This is a genomic window from Longimicrobium sp. (assembly GCF_036388275.1).
In the GTDB taxonomy this organism is placed as follows: domain Bacteria; phylum Gemmatimonadota; class Gemmatimonadetes; order Longimicrobiales; family Longimicrobiaceae; genus Longimicrobium.
The window spans coordinates 30,719-53,424 of record NZ_DASVSF010000002.1; the positions used below are offsets into that span (position 1 = coordinate 30,719).

Annotated in this window: 29 protein-coding genes; 7 read left to right on the forward strand and 22 right to left on the reverse strand. The window is 68.5% G+C overall.

Annotation, left to right across the window (positions count from 1 at the left end):
• Window positions 1-37: 37 nt before the first annotated feature.
• A complete protein-coding gene (locus tag VF632_RS00160; protein WP_331020806.1) occupies window positions 38-535 on the reverse strand; it encodes a hypothetical protein in 498 nt (165 codons plus the stop codon).
• Entirely contained in the window at window positions 519-794 is a 276-nt protein-coding gene (locus VF632_RS00165) for a BrnT family toxin (RefSeq protein WP_331020807.1), read from the reverse strand. The genes VF632_RS00160 and VF632_RS00165 overlap by 17 nt, the downstream gene beginning before the upstream one ends.
• Window positions 795-1,017: 223 nt before the next feature.
• Here VF632_RS00165 and VF632_RS00170 point away from each other — a divergent pair, with 223 nt between their 5' ends.
• On the forward strand, window positions 1,018-2,868 hold the full coding sequence (locus VF632_RS00170; RefSeq protein ID WP_331020808.1) for a gamma-glutamyltransferase family protein: 1,851 nt from the start codon (window positions 1,018-1,020) through the stop codon (window positions 2,866-2,868).
• A gap of 8 nt (window positions 2,869-2,876) precedes the next feature.
• Window positions 2,877-3,320 (forward strand): MOSC domain-containing protein, encoded by a 444-nt coding sequence (locus VF632_RS00175; RefSeq protein ID WP_331020809.1) that lies wholly within the window; start codon window positions 2,877-2,879, stop codon window positions 3,318-3,320.
• Window positions 3,321-3,400: 80 nt separating this feature from the next.
• On the opposite strand, the gene VF632_RS00180 is transcribed toward VF632_RS00175, so the two are convergent.
• The gene (locus tag VF632_RS00180; protein WP_331020810.1) at window positions 3,401-3,607 is read right to left on the reverse strand and encodes a hypothetical protein; all 207 of its coding nucleotides are present in this window, start codon (window positions 3,605-3,607) and stop codon (window positions 3,401-3,403) included.
• 87 nt (window positions 3,608-3,694) lie between these two features.
• Window positions 3,695-5,047 carry a hypothetical protein gene (locus VF632_RS00185; RefSeq protein WP_331020811.1) on the reverse strand — a complete coding sequence of 451 codons (1,353 nt, stop codon included), beginning with the start codon at window positions 5,045-5,047 and terminating at the stop codon, window positions 3,695-3,697.
• Between the two features lie 70 nt (window positions 5,048-5,117).
• On the opposite strand from VF632_RS00185, the gene VF632_RS00190 reads away from it, so the two are divergent.
• Complete coding sequence (locus VF632_RS00190; protein WP_331020812.1) at window positions 5,118-5,306, forward strand: hypothetical protein; 189 nt, start codon at window positions 5,118-5,120, stop codon at window positions 5,304-5,306.
• On the opposite strand, the gene VF632_RS00195 is transcribed toward VF632_RS00190, so the two are convergent.
• From VF632_RS00195 to VF632_RS00205, 3 genes are all read right to left on the reverse strand, one after another.
• Window positions 5,278-5,862: a hypothetical protein gene (locus VF632_RS00195; RefSeq protein ID WP_331020813.1), complete on the reverse strand. Its 585-nt coding sequence runs from the start codon at window positions 5,860-5,862 to the stop codon at window positions 5,278-5,280. The two genes, VF632_RS00190 and VF632_RS00195, sit on opposite strands and share 29 nt — an antisense overlap.
• Window positions 5,859-6,386: a restriction endonuclease gene (locus tag VF632_RS00200; protein WP_331020814.1), complete on the reverse strand. Its 528-nt coding sequence runs from the start codon at window positions 6,384-6,386 to the stop codon at window positions 5,859-5,861. Before VF632_RS00200 ends, VF632_RS00195 begins: the two co-directional genes overlap by 4 nt.
• Window positions 6,387-6,661: 275 nt before the next feature.
• Window positions 6,662-7,135 carry a hypothetical protein gene (locus tag VF632_RS00205; RefSeq protein WP_331020815.1) on the reverse strand — a complete coding sequence of 158 codons (474 nt, stop codon included), beginning with the start codon at window positions 7,133-7,135 and terminating at the stop codon, window positions 6,662-6,664.
• Between the two features lie 236 nt (window positions 7,136-7,371).
• Here VF632_RS00205 and VF632_RS00210 point away from each other — a divergent pair, with 236 nt between their 5' ends.
• A complete protein-coding gene (locus VF632_RS00210) occupies window positions 7,372-8,658 on the forward strand; it encodes a tetratricopeptide repeat protein (RefSeq protein WP_331020816.1) in 1,287 nt (428 codons plus the stop codon).
• 34 nt (window positions 8,659-8,692) lie between these two features.
• Here the strand turns inward: VF632_RS00210 and VF632_RS00215 are convergent, their stop codons facing one another.
• A complete protein-coding gene (locus VF632_RS00215; RefSeq protein ID WP_331020817.1) occupies window positions 8,693-8,944 on the reverse strand; it encodes a hypothetical protein in 252 nt (83 codons plus the stop codon).
• A gap of 93 nt (window positions 8,945-9,037) precedes the next feature.
• Here VF632_RS00215 and VF632_RS00220 point away from each other — a divergent pair, with 93 nt between their 5' ends.
• Window positions 9,038-9,901: a helix-turn-helix domain-containing protein gene (locus VF632_RS00220; RefSeq protein ID WP_331020818.1), complete on the forward strand. Its 864-nt coding sequence runs from the start codon at window positions 9,038-9,040 to the stop codon at window positions 9,899-9,901.
• Window positions 9,902-9,986: 85 nt separating this feature from the next.
• Here VF632_RS00220 and VF632_RS00225 read toward each other — a convergent pair whose 3' ends face one another.
• The 12 genes from VF632_RS00225 to VF632_RS00280 all read right to left on the reverse strand — a co-directional run bounded on the left by VF632_RS00225 (window position 9,987) and on the right by VF632_RS00280 (window position 19,930).
• Window positions 9,987-10,346 (reverse strand): hypothetical protein, encoded by a 360-nt coding sequence (locus tag VF632_RS00225; protein WP_331020819.1) that lies wholly within the window; start codon window positions 10,344-10,346, stop codon window positions 9,987-9,989.
• Between the two features lie 167 nt (window positions 10,347-10,513).
• On the reverse strand, window positions 10,514-10,924 hold the full coding sequence (msrB, locus tag VF632_RS00230) for a peptide-methionine (R)-S-oxide reductase MsrB (RefSeq protein ID WP_331020820.1): 411 nt from the start codon (window positions 10,922-10,924) through the stop codon (window positions 10,514-10,516).
• A 73-nt stretch (window positions 10,925-10,997) separates the two neighbouring features.
• Complete coding sequence (locus VF632_RS00235) at window positions 10,998-12,401, reverse strand: hypothetical protein (protein WP_331020821.1); 1,404 nt, start codon at window positions 12,399-12,401, stop codon at window positions 10,998-11,000.
• A gap of 9 nt (window positions 12,402-12,410) precedes the next feature.
• Window positions 12,411-12,755 carry a TfoX/Sxy family protein gene (locus VF632_RS00240; RefSeq protein ID WP_331020822.1) on the reverse strand — a complete coding sequence of 115 codons (345 nt, stop codon included), beginning with the start codon at window positions 12,753-12,755 and terminating at the stop codon, window positions 12,411-12,413.
• A 16-nt stretch (window positions 12,756-12,771) separates the two neighbouring features.
• Window positions 12,772-13,299: a hypothetical protein gene (locus tag VF632_RS00245; RefSeq protein WP_331020823.1), complete on the reverse strand. Its 528-nt coding sequence runs from the start codon at window positions 13,297-13,299 to the stop codon at window positions 12,772-12,774.
• A gap of 165 nt (window positions 13,300-13,464) precedes the next feature.
• Window positions 13,465-13,827: a hypothetical protein gene (locus VF632_RS00250; RefSeq protein WP_331020824.1), complete on the reverse strand. Its 363-nt coding sequence runs from the start codon at window positions 13,825-13,827 to the stop codon at window positions 13,465-13,467.
• 144 nt (window positions 13,828-13,971) lie between these two features.
• Window positions 13,972-14,556, reverse strand: coding sequence for a hypothetical protein (locus VF632_RS00255; protein WP_331020825.1), 585 nt, complete (start codon window positions 14,554-14,556; stop codon window positions 13,972-13,974).
• Window positions 14,557-14,666: 110 nt separating this feature from the next.
• Window positions 14,667-15,563 (reverse strand): signal peptidase I, encoded by an 897-nt coding sequence (lepB, locus tag VF632_RS00260; protein WP_331020826.1) that lies wholly within the window; start codon window positions 15,561-15,563, stop codon window positions 14,667-14,669.
• Between the two features lie 180 nt (window positions 15,564-15,743).
• Window positions 15,744-16,364 (reverse strand): PIN domain-containing protein, encoded by a 621-nt coding sequence (locus VF632_RS00265; RefSeq protein WP_331020827.1) that lies wholly within the window; start codon window positions 16,362-16,364, stop codon window positions 15,744-15,746.
• Window positions 16,315-16,785 (reverse strand): helix-turn-helix domain-containing protein, encoded by a 471-nt coding sequence (locus VF632_RS00270; RefSeq protein WP_331020828.1) that lies wholly within the window; start codon window positions 16,783-16,785, stop codon window positions 16,315-16,317. Before VF632_RS00270 ends, VF632_RS00265 begins: the two co-directional genes overlap by 50 nt.
• A 74-nt stretch (window positions 16,786-16,859) precedes the next feature.
• A complete protein-coding gene (locus VF632_RS00275; protein WP_331020829.1) occupies window positions 16,860-18,917 on the reverse strand; it encodes an NAD(+) synthase in 2,058 nt (685 codons plus the stop codon).
• 326 nt (window positions 18,918-19,243) lie between these two features.
• Complete coding sequence (locus tag VF632_RS00280) at window positions 19,244-19,930, reverse strand: class I SAM-dependent methyltransferase (protein ID WP_331020830.1); 687 nt, start codon at window positions 19,928-19,930, stop codon at window positions 19,244-19,246.
• Window positions 19,931-20,041: 111 nt separating this feature from the next.
• Here VF632_RS00280 and VF632_RS00285 point away from each other — a divergent pair, with 111 nt between their 5' ends.
• Together VF632_RS00285 and VF632_RS00290 are read left to right on the forward strand one after the other, a co-directional pair.
• Window positions 20,042-21,283, forward strand: coding sequence for a HAMP domain-containing sensor histidine kinase (locus VF632_RS00285; RefSeq protein ID WP_331020831.1), 1,242 nt, complete (start codon window positions 20,042-20,044; stop codon window positions 21,281-21,283).
• Window positions 21,280-21,648, forward strand: a complete 369-nt coding sequence (locus VF632_RS00290) for a hypothetical protein (RefSeq protein WP_331020832.1) — start codon at window positions 21,280-21,282, stop codon at window positions 21,646-21,648. The genes VF632_RS00285 and VF632_RS00290 overlap by 4 nt, the downstream gene beginning before the upstream one ends.
• Before the next feature lie 7 nt (window positions 21,649-21,655).
• Here VF632_RS00290 and VF632_RS00295 read toward each other — a convergent pair whose 3' ends face one another.
• On the reverse strand, window positions 21,656-22,018 hold the full coding sequence (locus VF632_RS00295) for a type II toxin-antitoxin system VapC family toxin (RefSeq protein WP_331020833.1): 363 nt from the start codon (window positions 22,016-22,018) through the stop codon (window positions 21,656-21,658).
• Window positions 22,018-22,200, reverse strand: coding sequence for a hypothetical protein (locus VF632_RS00300; protein WP_331020834.1), 183 nt, complete (start codon window positions 22,198-22,200; stop codon window positions 22,018-22,020). The genes VF632_RS00295 and VF632_RS00300 overlap by 1 nt, the downstream gene beginning before the upstream one ends.
• Between the last annotated feature and the right edge of the window lie 506 nt (window positions 22,201-22,706).

Genomic DNA, 22,706 nt, shown 5'->3' on the forward strand with positions numbered 1-22,706 from the left:
CCGCCCGCCGGGACCGCCCCGGTGGGCGGCTCCGTTTTTACGCTGTCGCCGCCGTACGCGGGCCGTACAGCGCCGCCTCGCGCAACTGGGCGACTTGGTGCGGCGAGAAGCCTTTCGCCCCCAGGTGCGCCGCGACGATCCCGTCCAGGCGTTCGGCGAGGGCATTGGCGCGAGCTTCTATCTCACGCATGCGCTTCATCTCGGCGGGTGCCAGGACCTCCTTCGTGAGATACGTATCGGAGCACAGCCATGCCCTGTCCTCTACGATTTCGCCGTACTCGGGCGCGTCCGTCCACACCTCGTTCCGCGGGTCCCGGCCATCGTGCCTGACCAGGGCCCAATGGACGATGATGGCCTGCTCCGCTGCCCGGATGGACTCACCGGCGATCCGGTCCCACGCCTTCGAATAGCCGCAAGCAGCCTTGCGGACCGCGTCGTCGTACTCGTCCCGGGTCATCGGCACGTACAGCCGGCTGGGCCGAGCGCCCCGAAACTCGTACGCGTCGGCCATCTCGAACTCAGCTTCGTCGGTCATACACGCTCCTTTCACGAGGTACCGCCACACGAGCGCTGATGATCCGCGTCAACTCGCCACGAAACGTGTAGATCACCGTCAGGATCTGTCCGTGCGATGACTTGCCGATCGCCCTGAACCGGTCCTCATAGACCGAGTGCTCCTCGTCTGCCAGCTCACGGACACGCGGGTCCTTGAAAATCGTTTGCGCCTCGTCGAACGAAACCTTGTGCTTTCGTTCGTTGCTCGCCGCCTTCGCGGGATCCCAGTCGAACTGCAAAGCTCACTCCGTCTCCTCGGCCTGTCAACCAGCGAAGTGGACCGAAGCTACGGACGAAATGAACGGAGTGGAAGAGGTGGGAAGAAACTGGTACCACGTGTGTCGGGAAGCGATTTTGCTGGTGTTTTCGGCCCGTGGCCCGAATGATGAGGCGAGATTCGCGAGACGCCACCGTCCGCTCCATTCCGATCACCCCAGCCCGTTCGCTCCGATGCTTTCGCAAATGCTGAAACGCGCCTCTCTGCCGTTGCTGGCCACCGTGCTGGCCGCCTCGTCGGCGGAGGCGCAGATGCGCACCGCCAAGCCCGTGCTGCATGGCCGCCACTGGATGGCCATCACCGGCAAGCCGCTAGCGGCCACGGCGGGCGCCATGACCTTTCAGCGGGGCGGCAACGCGGTGGACGCGGCCTGCGCCATGCTGGCTGCGACGTCTACCATGTGGGACGTGCTGAGCTGGGGCGGCGAAACCCAGGCGCTGATTTACAACCCGCACACGGGCCAGGTGATCGGCATCAACGCGCTGGGCGTGGCGCCCACGGGGGCGACGCCGGAGTTCTTCCGCTCGAGGGGCATGCAGTATCCGCCGGAGTACGGACCGCTTGCCGCGGTTACGCCCGGAACGCCCGGCGGCCTGCTGGTGATGCTGGCGGAGTACGGCAAGCTGTCGCTGAGGGAGGTGCTGGAGCCGGCCATCCAGATGGCCGATGGCTACCCCATCGAGGCGCAGACGGCCAACAGCATCGAGCGCAACAAGGACCGCATCCGCGAGTGGCCCTACTCGCGCGCCGTCTTCCTCACCCACCCCGGCGAGGACCGCGAGGCGCCGCGCCCGGGCGAGGTCTTCCGGCAGCCGGACCTGGCGCGCATGCTTCGCCAGCTGGTGGAGGCCGAGCAGCAGGCGCTGGCGGCCGGCCGCAGCCGGCGTGCGGCCATCATGGCGGCCTACGAGCGCTTCTACCGCGGCGACATCGCGCGCGAGTTCGTCCGCGGCGTGCAGGAGCAGGGCGGGCTGATCACCCTGGACGACCTGGCGCGTTGGGAGGTGAAAGTCGAGCAGCCGCTGTCCGTCGACTACAAGGGCATCCGCGTCTACAAGCTCAGCCAGTGGACGCAGGGCCCGGCCATGCTGCAGGCGCTGAACATCCTGGAGAACTTCGACCTCAAGTCCATGGGCTACAACAGCTCGCGGTACATCCACACGCTGTACCAGTCGATGAGCCTGGCCTTCGCCGACCGCGACTTCTACTACGGCGACCCGTACTTCGCGCCCGAAGAGCCCATCCGCGGCCTGCTTTCCGACGAGTACGCCCGCCAGCGCGCCGCGCTGATCAACCCGGAGCGCAACGATCCCACCATCGCCCCCGGCGACCCGTACCCGTTCCAGGGGCAGACGAATCCCTTCGCCGCATTGCTGCGCAACTGGAACCGGGCCCGCGCCGACAGCGTCTCGGCCCCGCCGCGCGCCGGGCTGACGTTCGAACAGAGCTTCTACCTGGGAACGACGTCGGTGGAAACGGCGGATGCCGAGGGGTGGGTGGTGTCCATCACCCCCAGCGGCGGGTGGGTGCCGGCGGTGATTGCGGGGCGCACCGGCGTGGGCCTGAGCCAGCGGCTGCAGAGCTTCGTGCTGGACGCGGCCGAGAACCCATACAACGTGCTCCGCCCGGGCCAGCGGCCGCGCGTGACGCTTACGCCCACGATGGCGCTCAAGGACGGCAAGCCGTTCCTGTCGTTCGCCGTGCAGGGCGGCGACTCGCAGGACCAGAACCTCCTGCAGTTCTTTCTGAACGTGGTGGAGTTCGGGATGAACGTGCAGGAGGCGGCGGAGGCGCCCAACATCAACAGCTTCCAGATGCGCAGCTCCTTCGGCGGGCACGAGACGCAGCCGGGGCGCATTCTGCTGGCGGAGTCGATGCCCGCGTGGGTGCGGAGCGACCTGCGGCGCATGGGGTACGAGCTGACGTTCGAGGAGCGCACGTCCGGCCCCATCAACGCCATCTGGTTCGACCGGCAGCACGGCACCTTCTGGGGTGGCAGCAGCCACCACGGCGAAGACTACGGGATCGCGTGGTAGGGGGTTCGATGGGTGAGCTGGCGGCAATCTGGATCAAGCGGGCCAAGCGCGGGCCGATGGACGCGGTGGATACGGGCACGCTGGTGGCCGGGCGCGGGCTGGTGGGCAACGCCGACCAGGGGCGCCGCCGGCAGGTGACGCTGATCGAGCAGGAAACGTGGGACGAGCTGATGACGCGCCTGGGCGGCGACGCCCCGCCCTGGCGCCGCCGCGCCAACCTGATGCTGCGCGGCATTCGCCTTCGGAACTCGCGCGGCCGCATCCTGCGCATCGGCGGGTGCCGCGTGAGGATCGCGGGCGAAACGAAGCCGTGCGAGCGGATGGACGAGGTGCTTCCCGGGCTTCAGGACGCCATGCGCCCGGACTGGGGCGGCGGCGCCTTCGCCGAGGTACTGGACGACGGCGAGATCCGCGTGGGTGACCCTGTCACGTGGGATGACGGCGGCGCGTAGGCTCGCTCCCGCGCCAGAATAGCGAAGGGCGACGCTGCAGTTCCCAGCGTCGCCCCTCTTGAAACATCGCCCCTCACCGTTCAGGCGGCGGCGCTTCCAGCCCTCTGGTCGTGTTCGGGGGGGCTGGCCGGCTCAGGGCGCTCTTCGGTCACGAAGAACGCAGGCCCGGAGCGGCGGTACCGGATTACGGCCTGCCCCAGCGCACCGGAGCGGAGGTTGTCGAGCATCCGCCGGGCATCCGCCGCGGTGTAATCGCGGTTGCTGGTGATGATCTTGGGGTTCGGCATAACGGTTTCCTTGGGCGCGGGGCTCCGTTCAAGCTGCTCGGCCTTCTGGCTCGTGTCAAGCCCTATGTACCATTGCACTACGGCAAGTCACGGTCCCGGTTCCAACGCGCGGTGCTGCACGTCACGCGCGTCGCTGTCGTGCAGTTCCACGAGATCGCGAACGACTCCGAGCAGCGGCACGATCACCGGATGAAACAGCAGGAGGCGCTCGTCCGTGCATGCCATCCGGCCCTGGTCCCGATGGATGTTCACGACGCCCGCCGCGAGTTGATCGGGCCTGAGGAGCGTCACGCGATCGCCCGAGGGCCGCGACCACCCCCACCCGGCGGGAGCTGCCTCGTGCACACGGGGCAACGGGAGGGAAACCAGGCTGCGTACGCGCGGGCTCGTCGCGGGCTCGAAGTAAGCGGTCATTTCATCGCTCGCGCCGGGGGGAAGATCGCAGTCCCCTACGGCAGTGCGGCCGAGCTCCAGCGTATCCGGGTAACCGGCCGGGCGATTCGCACACAGCGCATATGGGGCCCCCGGCAAAACGCGCAGCAACCGAAGGCTGTCGGTAAGCGGCTGCGCGGGAACCGGCAGCGCCATCGGGCGCACCTCCGGGTCCGGGCTTTCTCTCGTGGCCCCGTCTCCGAAGGTGATGGCGAACGAGAGGTCCTGCCGAAGCCACAGGACGCCCGCGAGCTGCCCCCGGTCGAAGGAGAGCCGCTTGTACGGGCATGCCGCCGCATACTCCGCCAAGGCGAAATCGTCGATGGCCTCGATCGGCACGAACACCATCACGTTCGCTGCCCAGCGGCCGGAACGCCTCTCCGGCTGCTCGAACATCGTGGCGAGTTCGACGCAGCCCTCGAGCGCAGCGCGAATCTCGCCCAACAGCACGTCCTGCGACTCGAAGCCCGCACGCAGCAGGCTTCTCTTCAGCATCTCGTGCATACCGGTATTCACGATCTGCGAATGCTGAAGGAACTGTTCGGGTGGCAATGAACGCCCGCGCTCATGAAGCTCCTGGGCCTGCTCACCAAGGGCGCGCGTCCGCGCTTCGATGGCGCGATTCGTCCTGGCCGCCTGCTCGAACAGGAACGTGCGCGAGGCCTCGTCCGTCCGCGCCAGGACCCACTCGCGCCAGCCGAACAACGCCGACCCGAGGAACGCAAAGACCCAGAACAGCAGCGCCTGGATTACGAGACTCATCTCCCAGAACCAACGCGTATGCCCCCCGACCGTGTACCGCCAGTCGACCGGGAACGCGGAACGGATTTCGGCGCTCCAGACGCTTCCAAGCAGGCCCGCGACCAGCAGGATCAGCGTGGCCGCTGGAGGTGCGGCCGGAGAGCGTGCCCCACGGTCCAGCGGGCCCGTCAGCCAGTGCAGCCACGCCGGGCCCGGCGGGACAAGCGCCGGCATCTCGCGCTTCTCGATCGAATCAGGATCAGCCATTGTAAGCGCGTCCGAGACGCAGTAGACGAGCGGGATTGCGCTTGGTGCCCAAGGCTACACGCGAAGGGCGATGCCCTGCCGGCCCCGTGTACGGATCGCGGGCGAAACGAAGCCGTGCGAGCGGATGGACGAGGTGCTTCCCGGGCTTCAGGACGCCATGCGCCCGGACTGGGGCGGCGGCGCCTTCGCCGAGGTGCTGGACGACGGCGAGATCCGCGTGGGCGACGCGGTCACGTGGGAAGAAGTGCCGCTTCGGTGAGGGAGTCCATCACCTCCTGCACGGGCGGCGCGGCGAGGGCGCGCTCCAGAGAGCAGGCGATTTCGCGCATCAGCGGGTGCTCGCGCATTCGGCTGGCGTACTCGGTACCGATCTGCTCGACCAGTTCATCGATGCCGTGCACGCGCGGGCTACGCTCGATCAGCGCTCCGAGAATCTCGCCAGGAACGTACTCTGACCGGATCAGGTCTTCCTGCGTCACCGCTACGCCCAGGATCTCCGCCAGGTGCTCGGGGCTGTGGAACAGAACCGCCGTCAGTTCGGGAATCACCATGTGCATGGTGACGAACGGCGGAAACGAGATCAGGAACCAGAGATCTGACTGAATGCCGTGGGCGATGTTGGCGTTGTTGCAGTCGGCATCCACCACGCAGATCACGCGGGCGTTGTGCTCGCTGACCCCCACGTCTTCCGCAGACGGCACGGACGAGCGCTCCTGAACGCCATACACGCATACCTCGTCAGGCGAGTAGAGGCCCAGCACCCGCCGAATGATCGGGGCCCCCGACGGCTTGTATACCGCGATCAGCACTTTCATGAGCTCACCTTGATCACGTTGGACTCCGGCTTCCCCTCCTCGACACACTTTCGATATTTCAGCTGCAGCAGGGCACAGGGATTCTCGCGTTGCAGCACCGCATCGATCTCCTCCTTGTGCCACAGCAGGATTGGCTGGTGTGCCGAGTAGCGGACGAGCACCTTCGCCGATTCGTGATACCCGCCTGGACTGAACATCAGCCCCACGGTTCCGGCAGGCCGCCTCAGCAGCTGGTTCCGCAGCTTGGCGACCGCGTCTGCGCCCAGCGGCTCTCGCCTGTCCTTGCACTCCACCAGGCAGTGCAAACCCACGGCATAGACAGCGCCGTCCAGCTGCTCGATCGGGCTGCCCCCCAGCCGTACGTTGAACGGCTTCCTGACGACGGCTCCGTCCAGCTCGAAAGCCCAGATCACGAGATACTCCAGCGCACGGCCCGGAGGCCATCCCGTCGCGCGGCGATGGAGGATGTCGGCCCAGAGCTGGCGGAGTTCCGGCCAGCCCGGACCCGGATTCGGTTCGCTCATCGCGCCGCGGTGGCCGACTGAGGGTTCGTGGTCCAGTGTGGGAACTGGACCCAAGCTACGCACGAACCTCACATTCCGGAAGCCCTGCGCAAAAACCCGTACCAGCTGTGGCGGCAACGGGTTAGGCCCGCCACTTTGCCGCCGCTCACGCGCAAAACAGACGATCTCCGCATCTGTCTCCCCCGCCGCGGACGTGCATGGTGGATGGGAGAATGCGGCGCAGCCGGGACCGCGGTCTGGCGCGGTCTCCGGCTGCTTTTCGTGCTTTCCTGGCCTCAGGCCGCTCCCGCCGCGGCAGCGTGCCCGCCGTCGTCGTCCTCCAGCAAGGGGCGCGCGCGGGGCACGTCGTCTTCGTGGAAGGCGGTGCCGTCCGCGGCCATGCTGGCAAGCTGCGCCAGCCAGGGCGGCGCGGTGTCAGGCTGCGCGCCGTAGACGTCGCGCAGGGTGCCCAGCAGCGTGTGCAGCGCCCCCTCGCGCTGGTCGGGAGCAAGGTCGCGCACCAGGGCGCCCAGCGCCGCCGCCATGCCGTCGGCCGTGAGGTCTGAATGCAGGTTGTGGCGCTCGCGGTGAAGCCAGTCGAAGAGCTTGCGCCGGCTCTTGGTGTACGGCGTGCCGCCGGACAGGAACTTGTCGAGCCCGCTGGGGCTCATTCCCACCTGCCGCGCCACCGCGCGCAGCGAGGTGGCCTGCACCCGCAGGACAATCGCATTGCGTAGCCGGTCGATGGACGGCTGCGGCCGGACGGACATCGTTCTTTCCCCCGTGCTTTTGGTGGACAAAGTAGACGAACCAGCATTAGTCTACTTCGTCCACTTGATCTGCACAAGTCCCGAGTTTGTGCGGTCGGTGGCACATGGGGGGCGGTCCTGTACGCTTGTAGACGGCGGTTCGGGTCAGGCTTAAAATGGGCCGGGAAAGATGATGCGCGGGCGCCGCGGCGCGGCCCCGCCGTCCACGTTCGCCAGCACGCAGCCAGGAGCGCCCGATGAAGCCAAACGCCGCCCGCCCCGGCGGGCACCCGCGCACCTCCGAGTTCACGGGCCCGCTGAGCATTCCCGGCGGCGAGGTGGCGGGCGCGGAGATCGTGCGCGAGCTGGGCGCCGAAGTGTCGCTTGCGGTGTGGCAGACGTTGCGCGGCGTGCTGATGTGGGCCGCCGAAACGCCCGAAGCGCGCCCCGCCCTCTTCGACGCCGAGGCCATGCGCGCGTGGGAGTGCGAGCTGCTGGTCGCCTCGTGGGAGCCGGAGCTGCGCTATCCCCTGGCCGTGCTGGTGGGTGAGCTGGCCGGCGATCCCACGCCGGAGCCCATCGCGCGCGCGTGCCTATGCGTCACCGACTGGGCGCTCACGCGCGAGGCGTGGTCCACGGCGCTGGCCTTTGCCGAGGCCGCCGCACTCGCCTGGCCCGAGCACCCGCGCTACGCGTGGACGGTCGGGCGGCTCCTGAGAACGCGCGGCCGCCTGCGAGAGGCAGAGCAGTGGATTCAGCGATGTGTGCGCGTGGCCGGCGCAACGGGGGACTGGGAAGCCCAGGTGCTAGGGCTGAACAGCTTGGGAAACCTCTTCTATGAATTCGGCAACTACCCTCGAGCAACACGCGCATTACGTGATGCGTTGCGAATCTCGCGCAAAAGCCGGCTGAGGGAGAGGGAAGGCGAAGTCCTTCACGATCTTTTCTCCGTCACGCTGTGGAGTGGCGATCTGGCGGAGGCGGAGAAACTCTCCACGGCAGCATTTGAGATCTATCGCGAAAGTGCGCACCATCGCCTTCCCGCACTGGTGCACGATGTAATGGTCCTCTGGCTTAGGCGAGGTGAGTACTCACGGGCGCTAGCCGTGCTCATGAAGCTGCCGGTGTTCTTCGGTGATCTCCCGGAAGAGCAGGTGCGCGTCTATGCCTCACTCGCCCGGGCGGCTGCGGAATGCGGAGATGCGGGGACTTTCGGCGACGCCTGGAACGCGGCGTCCGCTCTCGCGGTCTGTTCATCCGTACAATCGAGAGCAGCGCCAGCCATGCTGGAGATCGGTCTCGGGGCATCAGCGCTTCAGGAGTGGACCATCGCTGAACGGGCCCTGTCCCAGGCGATTGAATTCGCCGGGCAATCGGGTGAGCGTGACGTGATGGTGGACGCGGAATCCGCCCTTTCCCTTGTACGACGGCGGATGCAGCCACAGGCGCGCGCTGCAAGCCGCCTCAATCGGCCGGACAAGGATCCGGTCACGGCCAGCTTCCTGGATGGCCTTCGAAGCGCCGCGGTGATGACAGCCGTTTGACTGCGGGCCGGTAATCCCGGCCCGCATCATTGGTTCAGTTTCCAGAGCCCAAGGTGTTGCCGCCTCGACCGATCGTGTCCGCTGGCGCGGTACCCGTGCTCTGTACGTCGTTCCCCGACCCCATCATGCCGCCGCCGTTATCCTCCGAGTAACCGCCAGAGCCCATTGTGTTGATGCCGTTAAAGCTGGGGCGGTCGGCGCGGGTGGCGGTGGGCTCGGTGGCGGACGACGAGCAGGCGGCGAGCACCAGGAACGCGGCGGCGGCCACGAGACGCATGGACTTCATGGGTGAAGCTCCTGAACTGGGTGGGTGAGTGAGGCACGTGCGGGCTATTCTGTCGTCCACTTTGACCACTAGTCAACAAGACACCATGCGCAGATGACCGCCCCTGTAACGCCAGATGTGCGCAGCAACTCTCGTAAGCGGTTGCTGCTGATGGTGATGGAGCCTTCCCTGCGAAGCCTGTTCACGAACGTGCCAGCGCGCTACGACGTCGTTGAGCCCGGGTGGGACGAGCTGGACGACACGCTGCGCAGGGCGTCGCCCTCGAGCATCGTGGTGGTGGATCCGTACGCAGGCGAGCCCAGCGGAGCGCGCCTGCCGCTCGTGCGCGACCTGCTGAAGCGGTTTCCGTCGGTGCCGGTGCTGGCGGTGATGGACCTGCGCCCGGAAGTATCGGGCGACGTGCAGATGCTGCTGGACTGGGGGGTGTCGGAGGTGGCGCCGCTGGGGCCGTTCCGCACGCCGGGCGTGCTGCGGCACGTGCTGTGGCAGGCGCACGCGCGGCCGTTCAAGCGCAGGCTGGAGGCGGTGCTGAACGGCTACGTGGGGTCCGACGCGCGCGGACTGCTGCGGGCGGCGGCGGAAGTGGCGGTGGAGGGAGGGCAGGCTCCGGAGCTGGCGCAGCGGCTGGGCGTGAGCGCGCGCACGCTCACCGCGCACTGCCTTCGTGCGGGGCTGCCCGCGCCGCGGCACACGCAGGCGTGGATTCGCCTGCTGCTGGCGTGCATGCTCCTGGACGACCCCGGCCGCACCGTGTACAGCGCGGCGTACGCCAGCGGCTACGCCAGCGAGCGATCGCTTCGCCGGGCCATCACCACCTCGCTGGGGGTGGACAGCACAGCCCTGCGCCGGGCGGGGGCATTCGCCACGGCGGGCGCGGCGTTCAACCACGCGCTGCACCAGGCCCGCGAGGCCGCCCGCGAGCGCCGGCGCCCAGGGCCGCACCGCAAGGCGGAATGAGCCCGGGGAGCGCGGGTTTCAGGAATGGCGAACGGGGGACCCTTCACAGTGGAATGGTCCCCCCGTACGACGCCGAGAGATGGTGCTACTCGGAGTACTGCGTGCGGAGCGCCGGAATCCAGGCGGGGATGGGTGTCTGCGTCGAGACGCAGCGCCCCTCCACCACCTGCAGCACGTCGAGCACCGCGCCGCGGCCCTGCTCGGGGGCAAAGTGCCCCACCAGCAGCTTCAGCGCGTTGTTCGCGGCTTCTGGCGAAACTGCCTGGACGTTGCGTTGGGCATCGCGCAGATACCACGCGCGAAGCTTGCGTTCCGTCTTCACGTACGGATCGGCTCCATCCAGGAACCCACGCAGGCCCGTGGGGCTCATGCCGATGTCGCGCGCCGCCTGGCGCAGCGACGTGGCATCCACGAAGGTACGCGCGGCTTCCCGAAGCGTCTCCACGGACGCGGTATCTTTACGCGGCGGCACCCGTCACCGTCCCGTCCTCTGGGTGTGAAATCCCGGCCAGCCAATCTGGCCGCTTTCGCTGCACAGGTTACAGCGTGGACCGCGATGGGACAAGAGGCAATGTGCCTTTTTCCGTCACAAGCGGGCTTTCCCGACCGAAATCAGGGATTTCCACCCTGTTTCGGCTCCAGCGAGAGGGACGCCGAGTTGATGCAGTAGCGCAGCCGGGTGGGCGCGGGGCCGTCGTGAAAGACGTGGCCCAGGTGTGCTCCGCACCGGTTGCACACCACCTCAGTGCGCCGCGTGAAGAACGAGTCGTCCACGTGCTCGCCCACCACCTGGGGCGAGGCCGGGGCGGTAAAGCTGGGCCATCCGCAGCCGGAATCGAACTTCTCGTCGCTGCGGAACAGCTCCTCGTTGCAGCAAATGCAGCGGTACACGCCCTCGTCCTTCGTATCCCAGTACGCCCCGGTAAAGGCGCGCTCGGTACCCTTCAGCCGCGCCACCTCGTACTGCTCGGGCGTCAGCTGCGCCCGCCACTCGGCATCGGTCTTCTGGATCTTCTCGGCCATGGTTTCTCTCTCGTTCCCGTCCCCGGCTCCCCTCGGCGAGCCATGATACACCCGCAGGAGCGGACTGAGCCGTTCAGCGTGGCGTGCGCGATTCCAGCGCATCGACCAGCCGCCCGACGCGCTTGAGGGTGGGCGATCCCTCGGCGGGGGCGCGCGTGAAGTCCTCTACGTCGCCCGTGGCGCCCTGGGCGTAGAGCAGGTCGCCGTCCTTGGCAATCAGCATCACCACGAGCCGTTCGGCGTTCCCCTGCTTGGCGGTCGACACTCCGAGCAGAACGTCTTCGAAGGGTACCACCCGCGCGCGGACGCGCTCCCACCCGAGCGTGAACGGATCGAGGACGGCCAGCTCGACGTCGGCGCCCGGCGTGGCGTGGGCCAGTGCCGCGGCCAGGTGCTCCTGCATCCCCTCGCCCGCGATCGTCCACGCGCCTGCCGGGATCGCCAGGACGGTGTCGCGACTCCCCGTTACGCGGATGTGCCCAGCTTCCACGGCCAGCGTTCGCCGCCAGGGCTCCTGGTGGCCCGCGGTGCGCAGAAGTTCGAAGCGGATGGGCACGCCGCCGCGCGAGTCGGACCGCACCGTGGTCAGTGTGCCATCCCTGGCCAGGGCGCCCGATTCCATGGTGTCACCGGTGCGGCGTACGGCGTGAAGCAGCACAGTGCCGTTCTCGCCGTACGTGCGCGTGGTATCACCGGCGGGCAGGGCGCGGGTCAGGAGACGCGCGCGCTCCGCGGAGATCATCCGCGACGTGTCGGCGGAGAAGAGGCCGGCCGGGACGGTGTCCACCGCGCCGCCTGCGCCGGGAAAGCCAGCCGTACCGCGCAGGTCCATCCACCACTCGCGCCCCACCTCCCGCCCGTTCCGCACGTCGAACACGAAGGTTTCGCGCACGGGGCCGGTCACGTCCAGCCACCAGAAACGGCCGGGCTCCGACGGGAAGACGTCGCGGTAGCCCATGGTTCCCGTGCCGCGCACCACGGCCACACGCGAACCCAGCGAGTCCACCACCCGTTCCACGCGCAGGTCGCGGACGATGCGGATGCTGTAGTCGCCGCCCTCCACCGGCAGGGCGTTGTGGTTGGTATCCGACCAGGCGGTGCCCTCGGCCAGGGTGAGTCCCGGCGGAAGCCGCAGGACGAAGTCGTAGCGGCCCCGCACCTTGTCGGCCTGGCCATCCACCGAGGTGACGTTACCGCGCCTGCTCATTCCTATCGTCTCGGACGTCACCAGCGCCGAGGGGCCCAGCGTGTGGCTGACGACCTGCACCTCCAGCGAATCGCCCGAGTCGCGCCACACCTGCCGTTCCACCGCCAGCGCCCGCACGGGATTGCCCAGCGTGTCGCCGCCGCGGACGACCCACATCCGGTATGGGTTGAGGCTCTCGACGAAGACGGTATCGGGCTGGGCGCGGTAGCCGCCCTGCGCCGCGGCGGGCGCGGCGGCCAGGAGGGCGACAACGGCAATGAGACTGCGCATGGGAGGCGGCTACTTCTTTTTCTTGCCCTTGCGGGCGCGGCGTGCAACGTCGAGGGCCGCGTCCATCCACGGGCGCAGCAGGTCGGGAGATTCCAGCAGGTCGGCGGGAAGCTCGTAGTACTTCATCACCTGCTGGCCGTCGCCAAACGGATCGAACTGACTCATGCCGGCGTCCACGAACATCGCGCGGTTGGTATCGTCGACCTTCAGGTACACCGCGCCGTCGTCCATCAGCGCAAAGAAAAACCCGTCGGAGTAGATGCCCACCCCGCCGAACATGGCCCGGCCGCTGACCGGCGCCACACGGCCCATCTGCTCCAGCACGTACTCACGGTAGTCGGCGCTCACGGCCATGGTCGTCGGGCTCCGGTCAGCGGCTCCAGAAAAACGCGTGGTTCGTCCGCGGATCGGCGGCCAGGTAGCCCCGGTCCGGGCCGGAGGCGATCTCCCACACCAGCAGGCGCTCGCCCTGGCTGCCGGAAAGCGTGCGCGAGGTGATGGGCCACCAGCGGCTCCACCCCGGCGTGGGAACCAGCACCCGCTCCACCTCGGCCTGCGGCAGCTGGCGCATCCCCGTGGTGAGCGCCTTCAATGCCGCGCTGTCCGCATAGGTGAAGCGCACGAACCGCTGGTCGGTGTCGCGGTTGTGGCGGGTGTGGATCTCCGTCGCGCTCGCGGGCACGAAGCGCGGGAGCAGCCCCCGCTCCACGGCCTTGGCGTCGGTCGCTTCCTGGTACACCTCGAAGCGCTCTTCCGGCTGCTGAAAGCGCTTGAGCGTGGCGGGAATGAAGCCGGCTCCGATCAGCACGGCGGCAACGATCAGCAGCGTGCGGACGTTCCTGCGGCGGACGGCCGGATCGTACGGATCGGGGCCCAGGTTGGACGGGTCTCTATTCATCAACTCGTGCAGGTACGGCGTAGATCGATCAGGACGAAAGTCGCTCCGGGGAGCGGGCGGATAATACTCCGCTGCCTTCGATTGCGCGACTGGCGGACGCAGCGAGGCCGGCGGGGAGAGCTCCCGGCCGGCCTGCGGGTCCGCGCGATCGATTAAAGCCGTGCGTCAGTCCGCCTCGTTCCTCGCGCGGCAGTCGTCGCGGGTGGCGGCCCGGGCTTCCACCACCTCGCGGATGGCCACGGCGCGCCGGTACATGCCCATGTGGCCGAACATTCCCGGCCCCGTCACGTCGGCGCGCACGGTGACGTAGATGGTGCCGTACTCGCCCTCCACCAGGTCGCGGTACGGCTGCAACACCGGGCCGGCGTTGGATACCCACCATGGCCCGCGCTCGCCGCACACGCGCAGCGACTGCTCTTCCCACTTGACCGTGTAGTAGCCGGAAAGCGTCACCGGCTCGGAGCGGGGGGCCACCGCGGCGATGAGCGGCAGCGGGAGCAGGGCGGCGAACAGGGTGCGGATGCGCATCTTTCCTTGCGGCAACGAGTTGATTTCATCGCGTCGTACACCCCGATGGGACCCCGGGTCCACGCGGATGGTTGCCCGCGCCACAACGCGAAAGGCCCCGGCGCGCGCGAGGCGAGCCGGGGCCTTGCAACCGCCGGGAACGGATCAGCCGCGGCGGCGTTCCAGGAGGAGCAGCATCAGCAGGCTGAGGACCGACAGGCCCTCCTCCTCGGGCGTCAGCTCGGTCAGCCGGTCCACCGCGTACTTGCCCTCCCACAACGCCGACTGCTTGGTGGCGCGCACCGCCGGAGTGCCGTCGGGGCGAGTCACCAGGTACTTGGGATGGAAGACGTAGCCCGCGAGCATGCCCAGCACCGGGATCTGCCCGAACAGCGCGTCGCCCACCTTGGCCAGGGGGTTCTCTTCGCGGAGGTTGAAGACGACGTGGCCGTCGCGGACGATCTCGTAGTGCGCGCGCCACAGCGAGCGCATTCCCTTGCGGCGCACCGCCCCGATCTGCGTGCCGTCCGGCGTGCTGAAGTTGTACTGCGCGGACCAGTCGATCACCTTGTTGGCCGCGATGTAGTACAGCGGCTGGGTCTGGCTCTCGTCCGCGAAGACGGTGACCTGCTCCTTCAGCTTCATCAGCTTCTGCTTGACGTACATCCGCACCTGCCCGCTGGCGTCGCGCACGTAGATTTGCGGCGCGAGGGCAAGCAGCTTGAACGAGAGCTGAAGCGGATACTGCATCGTTGGGTCTCCGGGATCGGGATGGGTCGGGAAGCGTACCGCGGAAGGTGTGAGTAGCGTAGCGCCCGCGCGCCCGCCGCGCCAGACCCGCATCGTGAGATTTCGCGCGCCTATTCCACTCCCCGCCCGATCCGCGGCCACCGGATCTCTCCGGTCGCCGGGTCACGGGACAGATAGATCCATTCCACCCGCCCGGTGATGAGCCGCTCGCGCACGAACCCGAAGTGCCGGCTGTCGAAGCTGCCGGGCAGGTTGTCGCCCAGCACGAACACGTGGCCCGCCGGCACCTTCAGCGGACCCCACGTGAACATCGTGGGCCGGTATCCGGCGGTGTCCACGCCCGCCAGGTGGGCGCTCTGCCAGGCGAACTCCGGCATCTGTATGTCGTCGGCGGGGGAGAACGGGGGTGAACGGATGACGACGCGCCCGTTCACCAGCAGGTCTCCGCGGCGCATCTGCACCACGTCTCCCGCGACCGCGGCGATGCGCGACATGTACATCGCGCCGGTGGAATCGGCACGTGTGGCGAGCGCGCCGCGCGGAACGGCGACGTTCTGGCGCGCCATCACGTAATCGCCCGGCAGCAGCGTGGGCATCATGTTGCGGCTGCCCAGCTTGAACGCGCGCCAGCGGCTGGTCGCGGCGCCGTAAACCGCGGGCTGAACCACGAAGGCGAGCCCGATCCAGACCACCACATACACCCACCACCGCTGATACCTCCTGCGCGGGGCATCCGCCCGAGCGCGCCCTGCGGTGCGCCACGCATCCGCGAGAACGACGACCCACGCGAGCGGGATCACCAGCAGGAACCCGATTCTTGGCGCCCGCGACTGCACCTCCATGCTCGCCGCGAGCGCGGCCAGCGCGGTCAGCGTCATCGCGACGTGAAGCAGGATTCCACGGCGTGCACGGCCGGCATACATGTGGCCCAGCGGCGCTCCGACGATGGAGAGCAGCACGGCAACGCGTGGCGAGCGGCGGCCGGCCGGTGCGGCGTGCTGGCTCATGTACCGGGTCGGCGGATGGGTGGGGCGGACGAGCCATGCCGGGTGGGACGCCCGGCACGGGCGGATGGGATCAGATCACCTGAAGGTGGGACCGGACCTGGATTCCCCCACTCTCCAATCCGGGTTCCCGCCCCGCGAACGCGGACGCAGCCGCGGGCCAGAACCGTGCCGGGTTGGGTCTCAGAGCAGGTGTGCGACAGCCTCGAGGGCATCGGCGGTCCGGCGCAGGCGCACTTTCCGGAGATTCGCGAGGTACTTCTCGACGGAAAGGGCCGGCCTGCGCAGGTTCGTCCGCTGAGCCCGAGCCGCGGCGTACACCAACTCCGGATCGACAGCCATCAACCGGAGAACGAAGGCATCCGGGTGCTCGACCTCGACACCGTAGCGCGAAACAACCGAGATCGGGAAATCCTTGATGTCCGCCGTGACGATGATCGCGGCCTTCGTTTCGATCGCGGCGGCGAGTACGTGGCGGTCGTCCGGGTCGGGAAGCTGAAGTGCGGGGATGTGGCGCTCGTAGCCTTCCACCACTGCTCCAGGAACGACCTCCTCCATCATTGCCCGCGTTCGCAGCAGGTGCTGGAGGGAAAGGTCGGGACGGTTCTCCAGGAGGTTCGTGATCCACTCGTCCTGGATCGTTTTCGTCCAGCGTGCACCGACGAGTCCCGCGCGGGCCAAGCGGATCAGAAGGTCGCGAATAGGGGCAGGGTAGAGGACGTTCGCGTCGTAGACCGCAACGACGGGGCTGCGGTCAGGTATATCCCAATCCGAGTTCCTGCGCTTGCGCGACGAGCTGCTCATATGCCCGGTCTGCCTCCGCATCCATGCGGGCCTTGTATTCCAGCACATCGGCCAGGCGAACGCGGCGGTGCGTTCCGGCCTTGCTGAAGGGAATCTTCCCGGACTCCAACAGCTTCACGAGATAGGGCCTGGAGACGTTCAGCACATCCGCCGCTTTCTGCGTTGAAACCAGCCGGTCGACAGGATTTAGGGCGATGGAGCGGCCCTGGGCGAGCTCGTGCAGAATGAGCCCGAGCATCCGGAAAGCCACCCCGGGAATCGTAACCTCCTCCGCATCCCGGTCCTGCCCCACGGTGACGGTTACCGCCCCCGCGCCCCCGCCCTTGAACCGGCTCAGCTTCGACGAGCTGTTTTGCGCGAGGCGCACGTCCTCGTCGCTCGGACGGATCGGCTCCATGAGCAGTTCGGTCGCGGATGCCATTATCGTTTCGCTTCTAAGTGGCGGGGCAACGATCGATCAACAGTAGCATCCATTCGAAATAAACGCAACGGCCATTACGGCACGTTCCGCCGCAGCTCGTCCAGCCAGACGGTGGCCTCGGAGTCGCTGGGGGCGCGCCAGTCGCCGCGGGGAGAGAGCGAGCCGCCGGAGCCCACCTTGGGCCCGTTGGGCATCGCCGAGCGCTTGAACTGGCTGGTCTTGAAGAACCGCCACAGGAACACCTCCATCCACCGCTTGATGGTGGCCAGGTCGTACTGGTTGCGGCGCTCCTCGGGCAGCAGTTCCGGCCACGGGCCGCGCGCGCGGTCTCCCCAGGCGTGGTGCGCCAGGAAGGCCACCTTGCTGGGTCGGAAGCCGTAGCGCGTGATGTAGTAGAGGTTGAAGTCCTGCAGCTCGTACGGGCCGATCTTCTGCTGCGTGCTCTGCGCGGGGCCCTCGCCCGGCTCGCCTTCGCCCGCGGGCACCAGCTCGGGCGAGATCTCGGTGTCCAGGATGGACTGCAGCACCCGGTTGGTGTCGGCGTCGAACTGCCCGGTGTCGATGACCCAGCGGATCAGGTACTGGATCATGGTCTTGGGCACCGACGCGTTGACGTTGTAGTGCGACATGTGGTCGCCCACGCCGTAGGTGGCCCAGCCCAGCGCCAGCTCGCTCAGGTCTCCCGTGCCCAGCACCAGCCCGTCGTTGAAGTTGGCCAGCCGGAACAGGTGCGAGGTGCGCTCGCCCGCCTGCACGTTCTCGAACGTCACGTCGTACACCGGCTCGCCCTCGGCGTACGGGTGGCCGATGTCGCGCAGCATCTGCATGCAGCTGGGCCGGATGTCGATCTCCGCCGCGGTGATGCCCAACCCCTTCATCAGCGCATGGGCGTTCCCCTTCGTGGAGTCGCTGGTGGCGAACCCCGGCATGGTGTAGCCCAGGATGTTGGTGCGCGGCAGCCCCAGCCGGTCCATCGTCCGCGCCGCCACGATCAGCGCCTGCGTGCTGTCGAGCCCGCCCGACACGCCGATGACGATCTTCTGGATCCCCGTGGCCGCCAGGCGCTTCATCAACCCGTGCACCTGGATGTTGTACGCCTCGTAGCAGCGGGCGTCGCGCTCGGCGGCGATGTCGGGCACGTACGGAAAGCGCCCGACGTCGCGCCGCAGCGGCATTTCGCCTTCCGGCACCTGGAAGTGGAACGGGACGCGGCGGATGGACGACACCCGCTCGCCCGCGTCGCCCGCGGCCTCGCGAAAGGTGTTCATCCGCGACCGCTCCTGGGCCAGCCGGTCCAGGTCCACGTCGGCGATGATCACCTGCTCCTCATCGTCGAAGCGCTGCGACTCGCGGAGCAGGTCGTTGTGCTCGTAGATCAGCGCGTGCCCGTCCCACGCCAGGTCGGTGGTGGATTCGCCCGGGCCGGCGGCGGAGTACAGGTACGCGCAGATGCAGCGGCCGCTCTGCGTGGCGCACAGGTCGCGGCGGTACTCGGCCTTGCCTACGGTGATGTTGCTGGCCGACAGGTTGGCGATCACCGTGGCGCCGGCGAGCGCGGCGTAGCTGCTGGGCGGAATGGGCGTCCAGACGTCTTCGCACACCTCCACGTTCAGCACGAAGTTCTCGACGTTCTCGGCCTCGAACACCAGGTCGTTGCCGAAGGGCACCGAGTTGCCCGCGAGCGTCACGTGGTCGAAGTCGGCGTCGCGGGCCGCGCTGAACCAGCGGCGCTCGTAGAACTCCCGGTAGTTGGGCAGGTACGATTTGGGCGCGATGCCAAGGACCTGCCCGCGGTAGATGACGACACCGCAGTTGAAGATGCGCCCGTGGAAGCGCAGCGGCGCGCCGACGACCAGCACCGGCGTCATCCCGATGCTCTCCATCACCAGCTCGCGGATGGCGTCGTCCACCGCCTCGAGCAGCGCGTCCTGCTGAAACAGGTCTTCGCAGCTGTAGGCCGAGATGCCCAGCTCGGGGAAAAGGGCCACCGCCGCGCCCGCGTCAGACGCGCGCCACGCCAGCTCCAGCGTGTGCCCGACGTTGAACGCGGGGTCGGCCACGCGGACGGCGGGGACGCAGACGGCCACGCGGACGAACCCGTGGGAGTAGATGGAATGGAACGGTGCGCGCATTCGGTTCTCCGCGGTCGCTGGAACGGCCCTGCGCCACAGGATAGCCAACGGCGGGGGCGCAGGCGAGGGGAGGCGGTGTCCCCGGCCCCTCCCCGCACAACCTACGTGGCGAGAGGGGAGAACTTCGAGCGGATCAGCCGGGCTCAGCGCGTCCGCGGCGCCCCCCATCCTCAACCCTTCCCCCGCAAACTGCGCGGGGGAAGGGGGCCAGCCCGGTGCGTGTCAACGGGTGCCGAGCAGAGACCCGCGGGCGAGAGGACGATAGGTAGCACTCCGGACGATGGCGGGCGCACCCGTCGCGCCGTGCTCGAGGCGCCCCGTTCCGATCACGCGGGGGGCGGAGCCGGTGGGATAAGCTGGTAGATGCGCACGCGGCTGTGGGCATTGGGGGCGGAGGGCTCCACGCGCTCGTCCACCTGCTCCGCGCGCCACCCGCGGTCCTGGATCATCCCCAGGAACTCGCCCGCGTACACCCGCCCGGGATCGGCAACCAGCACGGTGCCGCCGGGCGCGGTGACGCGGGGAAGCAGGTTCGCCAGCAGCGACGCGTTGCGCTGCTCGTACAGCACGTCGGCCGCGACCACCAGGCCGTATCCCTCGTCCTCCGGGGGGTGGCGCCAGTCCAGCAGGGTGGTTTGCAGCGGGGCCAGGCCGTTGCGCGAGGCGTTGGCGCGGGCGAACCGCAGCGCCTCGTCGTACCAGTCCGTCGCCAGCACGTCCGCGCCCAGGTGGCGCAGGGCCAGCGAGGGCAGCGCGACGCCGCACCCCAGCTCCAGCACGCGCACGCCCGCGTACGTCCGCCCCCCGTCCAGCAGGTGCGCCGTTAGGCCCCGGGCGGACGGCCACAGCTCGGCCCAGTACGGCAGCCGCTCGTCGAAGGCGAACTCGCCCTCGTCGATCAACTCGTCGGCGGCGCTGGGAAGGATCAGCGACGCTTCCCATCCCCCGTGCGCGTACCGCTCTTCGCGCACCTCGTAGCGCGCCCGCAGCTCCGCCTCCAGTCCACCCGTCATCCCGCTCCCTTCCTTGCTCCCCCGCCGCGCCGGGGCGTACGTTCCACCAGTCCCGGTGAAGCTCGCCGGGCCGCGCCCCCCGGTCAACCGCGCCTCCGTACCCCGACTTCCATGCCCCGGCGCAAGCCGTTCGAAGGCCGGCTGAGACGCGCCCTGCTGCTGTTCAGCGTGCTTCCCTCGCTGGCGCTGGTGGGGCTGGGCACGTACGCCCTGTCGCGCACGGTGCAGCTGACCGACTCGCTGGGGGCGTGGGAGCGCGTAGGCGCCAGCGGCAGCGAGCTGCTGACCCGCGCCGAGGCGTCGGGCGACACGGCGCTGGCCCGCGCGGCCATCCTGCACCGCGCGGAACTGGAGCAGTCCATCACCAACGCGCGCCGGTGGGACTTCGTGCTCAACCGCGCGCTGACGCTCATCCCCATCGCCGGCGTGATCATCGGCGCCCTGCTGGCGGCGCTGGCGCTGCGCGCGTCGCGGGACATTGGGAGGCGGCTCTCACGGCCCGTGGGCGAACTGGCCGGCTGGGCGGCGATGGTGGCGCGCCGCGAGCCCCTTCCCGCCCCCAGCGGTCGCGCGACCTCCGACGAGTTCGCCGTTCTGCGCAACGCCTTCCGCCGCATGGCCGCCGAGCTGGAATCCTCGCGCGAGCGCGACCTGGAGGCGGAGCGCGCACGCACCTGGGTGGGCGTGGCGCGGCGGGTGGCGCACGAGCTGAAGAACCCGCTGACGCCCATGCGCTTCGCCCTGCGCACGCTGCAGCGCGCCACGCCGGAGCGCGAGGACGCGCGCGAGGCGCTGGAGGTGCTCGCCGCCGAGTCTGCCCGGCTGGAAGAGCTGGCCCGCACCTTCGCCCAGCTGGGCCGCATGCCCGAGGGGCCGCCCAGCGAGGTGGACCTGCGCGAGATGCTGGAATACCTGCTGCGCACGCACCTGCCCGCCGAGGTGCAGGGCACCCTCGACGCGCCGGGCGACCTTACCTCGATTACGGGCCACCACGACCCGCTCTCCCGCGCCTTCGCCAACCTGCTGCTGAACGCGGGGGACGCGGTGCAGGGCGGCCGGGGCACGCGGGTGACCGTGGACGTGCGCACCGCCGACAGCCACGTGGAGGTGCGGGTGCTGGACGACGGGCCCGGGATTGCGCCCGGCATCATCGACCGCGTGTGGGAGCCGGACTTCACCACCAAGTCCCGCGGCACGGGGCTCGGCCTCTCCCTCGTTCGCCAGACGGTGCAGGCGCACGGCGGCCGCGTCTGGGCGCGCAATCGTTCCGAGGGCGGCGCGGAGTTCGGCGTGGCGCTGCCGCTGGCCGGCGACGACGATCCGCGCGCGGCGCTGAAGGACTGGGCCGAATGACGGTGAGCCGTCCCGAATCTCCAACACAGCGTCCTCGCATATCGTGGTGGAAGCTCGCCGTGCAGGTCGTCGTGCTCGTCGCGGCGGCGTTCGCGCTTAGCTTCTGGATGCAGACGGTGCACCTTCGCTCGCTCGTGCGGCCCGACATTCCGGGTCTTCCGCAGCCGGAGATGCGCGACCTGATGAAAGTCGGGCTGCTGGACCTGGCCGTCCGCACCGCCCTGCGTGCGCTGCTGATCGGTGCAGTGCCCGCCGCGCTGGTGCTGCTGGCGCCCAGTCTGCGCGGGCGCTGGTCGGCGCGCGTGGTGCTCGTGTGGGCCACCGCGACGCTGGCCGTCCTCGGCGTGATGGCGCTGACGCTTTGACTGTACGTCAGGTGACGGGATTCATGAGTCCCAGCCCTGAAATCCACCGAAAATCCGCGACGTTGCGCGTCACCAGCGTCTGCCCATGGACGAGCGCCGTCGCTGCGATGATGCTGTCGCCCAGCCGCATCTTCCGAGTTTGGCGCAAGCGGACGGCCTGCTTCATCACCGGCCGCGTTAGGCGAAGCATCTTCCACTCTCGAAAAAAAGCCTTCAGCTCAGCTTTTTCCTGAGCTTCAATCCGGGCGAAACCCAGGGCTTCGACATAGCTGACGACGGACACCACTGGCTTCTGCTTCTCGATCAGTTCGCGTAAAGCGTAATACTCCGGGTTGGCCGCGTAGATAATGATGTTCGTGTCCAGCAGCATCAGTCCTCCCGTCCAGGCAGCGTGCGTTCATCCCGGATCTCACGCTGCCACGCTGCCGGATCGGGGATCGATGCGATCCCTCCAGCTTGGGCGATTTCCTCGAGAGCGGACACAGCATCCTTCAGTCGCGCGGCGTGTTGCTCAACAGTTTCACCCGACTTGTGGTCGCGCTTGCGGCTCATCGGATCCTTCGTTGCCGTCGTGGGTGACACCTTGCCCATCAGTAATCTCGTCCGGGTAGTGGGCGGTCCTCACGGATTTCCCGCTGCCACTCGCCAGGATCTTTGATGTGGCGGAATCCCCCACGCTGGGCGATGCGCTCCAGCGCGGCCACGGCCCTCCGTACCCTTGCAGCTGCCTCCTCGGGCGTTTCATTTCGCCGCCCGGCACGCATACGGGCGATCGGGCGGTCAGCCGCCGGGGCCGACCTGTCGTTCGATTCCGGTTCGATGGTGCTCACCGTGATTCCTCGGGTTCCCGTTGTACGAGCCGGGGATCTTCCGCGGCTCAAAATCTGGACAGGCGGAAGATGATGGCCGAGTGTCCGTTTGTCTACGGGGTCGTTTGCGCCAGCAGCCGAACAGGCATGTTCGCCCTCAGGCGGAAAATGGACGGGGGCTGGCCGTAAGACGTCCTTGAGGAAACCTTGTGGCGGGGAGGGCGTAGAACGCCGCTTCCCGGTGCACGC

Bases quoted from the DNA above. Each gene is read 5' to 3' on its own strand.
- VF632_RS00265 (WP_331020827.1), bottom strand. From the start codon at position 16,364: ATGAGCAGCTCGTCGCGCAAGCGCAGGAACTCGGATTGGGATATACCT.
- VF632_RS00200 (WP_331020814.1), bottom strand. From the start codon at position 6,386: ATGAGCGAACCGAATCCGGGTCCGGGCTGGCCGGAACTCCGCCAGCTC.
- VF632_RS00235 (WP_331020821.1), bottom strand. From the start codon at position 12,401: ATGCGCAGTCTCATTGCCGTTGTCGCCCTCCTGGCCGCCGCGCCCGCC.
- VF632_RS00210 (WP_331020816.1), top strand. From the start codon at position 7,372: ATGAAGCCAAACGCCGCCCGCCCCGGCGGGCACCCGCGCACCTCCGAG.
- VF632_RS00295 (WP_331020833.1), bottom strand. From the start codon at position 22,018: ATGCTGCTGGACACGAACATCATTATCTACGCGGCCAACCCGGAGTAT.
- VF632_RS00175 (WP_331020809.1), top strand. From the start codon at position 2,877: ATGGGTGAGCTGGCGGCAATCTGGATCAAGCGGGCCAAGCGCGGGCCG.
- VF632_RS00300 (WP_331020834.1), bottom strand. From the start codon at position 22,200: ATGAGCCGCAAGCGCGACCACAAGTCGGGTGAAACTGTTGAGCAACAC.
- VF632_RS00170 (WP_331020808.1), top strand. From the start codon at position 1,018: ATGCTGAAACGCGCCTCTCTGCCGTTGCTGGCCACCGTGCTGGCCGCC.
- VF632_RS00160 (WP_331020806.1), bottom strand. From the start codon at position 535: ATGACCGACGAAGCTGAGTTCGAGATGGCCGACGCGTACGAGTTTCGG.
- VF632_RS00195 (WP_331020813.1), bottom strand. From the start codon at position 5,862: ATGAAAGTGCTGATCGCGGTATACAAGCCGTCGGGGGCCCCGATCATT.
- VF632_RS00270 (WP_331020828.1), bottom strand. From the start codon at position 16,785: ATGGCATCCGCGACCGAACTGCTCATGGAGCCGATCCGTCCGAGCGAC.
- VF632_RS00290 (WP_331020832.1), top strand. From the start codon at position 21,280: ATGACGGTGAGCCGTCCCGAATCTCCAACACAGCGTCCTCGCATATCG.
- VF632_RS00215 (WP_331020817.1), bottom strand. From the start codon at position 8,944: ATGAAGTCCATGCGTCTCGTGGCCGCCGCCGCGTTCCTGGTGCTCGCC.
- VF632_RS00240 (WP_331020822.1), bottom strand. From the start codon at position 12,755: ATGGCCGTGAGCGCCGACTACCGTGAGTACGTGCTGGAGCAGATGGGC.
- VF632_RS00250 (WP_331020824.1), bottom strand. From the start codon at position 13,827: ATGCGCATCCGCACCCTGTTCGCCGCCCTGCTCCCGCTGCCGCTCATC.
- VF632_RS00205 (WP_331020815.1), bottom strand. From the start codon at position 7,135: ATGTCCGTCCGGCCGCAGCCGTCCATCGACCGGCTACGCAATGCGATT.
- VF632_RS00245 (WP_331020823.1), bottom strand. From the start codon at position 13,299: ATGAATAGAGACCCGTCCAACCTGGGCCCCGATCCGTACGATCCGGCC.
- VF632_RS00180 (WP_331020810.1), bottom strand. From the start codon at position 3,607: ATGCCGAACCCCAAGATCATCACCAGCAACCGCGATTACACCGCGGCG.
- VF632_RS00190 (WP_331020812.1), top strand. From the start codon at position 5,118: ATGCCCTGCCGGCCCCGTGTACGGATCGCGGGCGAAACGAAGCCGTGC.
- VF632_RS00280 (WP_331020830.1), bottom strand. From the start codon at position 19,930: ATGACGGGTGGACTGGAGGCGGAGCTGCGGGCGCGCTACGAGGTGCGC.
- VF632_RS00220 (WP_331020818.1), top strand. From the start codon at position 9,038: ATGACCGCCCCTGTAACGCCAGATGTGCGCAGCAACTCTCGTAAGCGG.
- lepB (WP_331020826.1), bottom strand. From the start codon at position 15,563: ATGAGCCAGCACGCCGCACCGGCCGGCCGCCGCTCGCCACGCGTTGCC.
- msrB (WP_331020820.1), bottom strand. From the start codon at position 10,924: ATGGCCGAGAAGATCCAGAAGACCGATGCCGAGTGGCGGGCGCAGCTG.
- VF632_RS00185 (WP_331020811.1), bottom strand. From the start codon at position 5,047: ATGGCTGATCCTGATTCGATCGAGAAGCGCGAGATGCCGGCGCTTGTC.
- VF632_RS00275 (WP_331020829.1), bottom strand. From the start codon at position 18,917: ATGCGCGCACCGTTCCATTCCATCTACTCCCACGGGTTCGTCCGCGTG.
- VF632_RS00285 (WP_331020831.1), top strand. From the start codon at position 20,042: ATGCCCCGGCGCAAGCCGTTCGAAGGCCGGCTGAGACGCGCCCTGCTG.
- VF632_RS00255 (WP_331020825.1), bottom strand. From the start codon at position 14,556: ATGCAGTATCCGCTTCAGCTCTCGTTCAAGCTGCTTGCCCTCGCGCCG.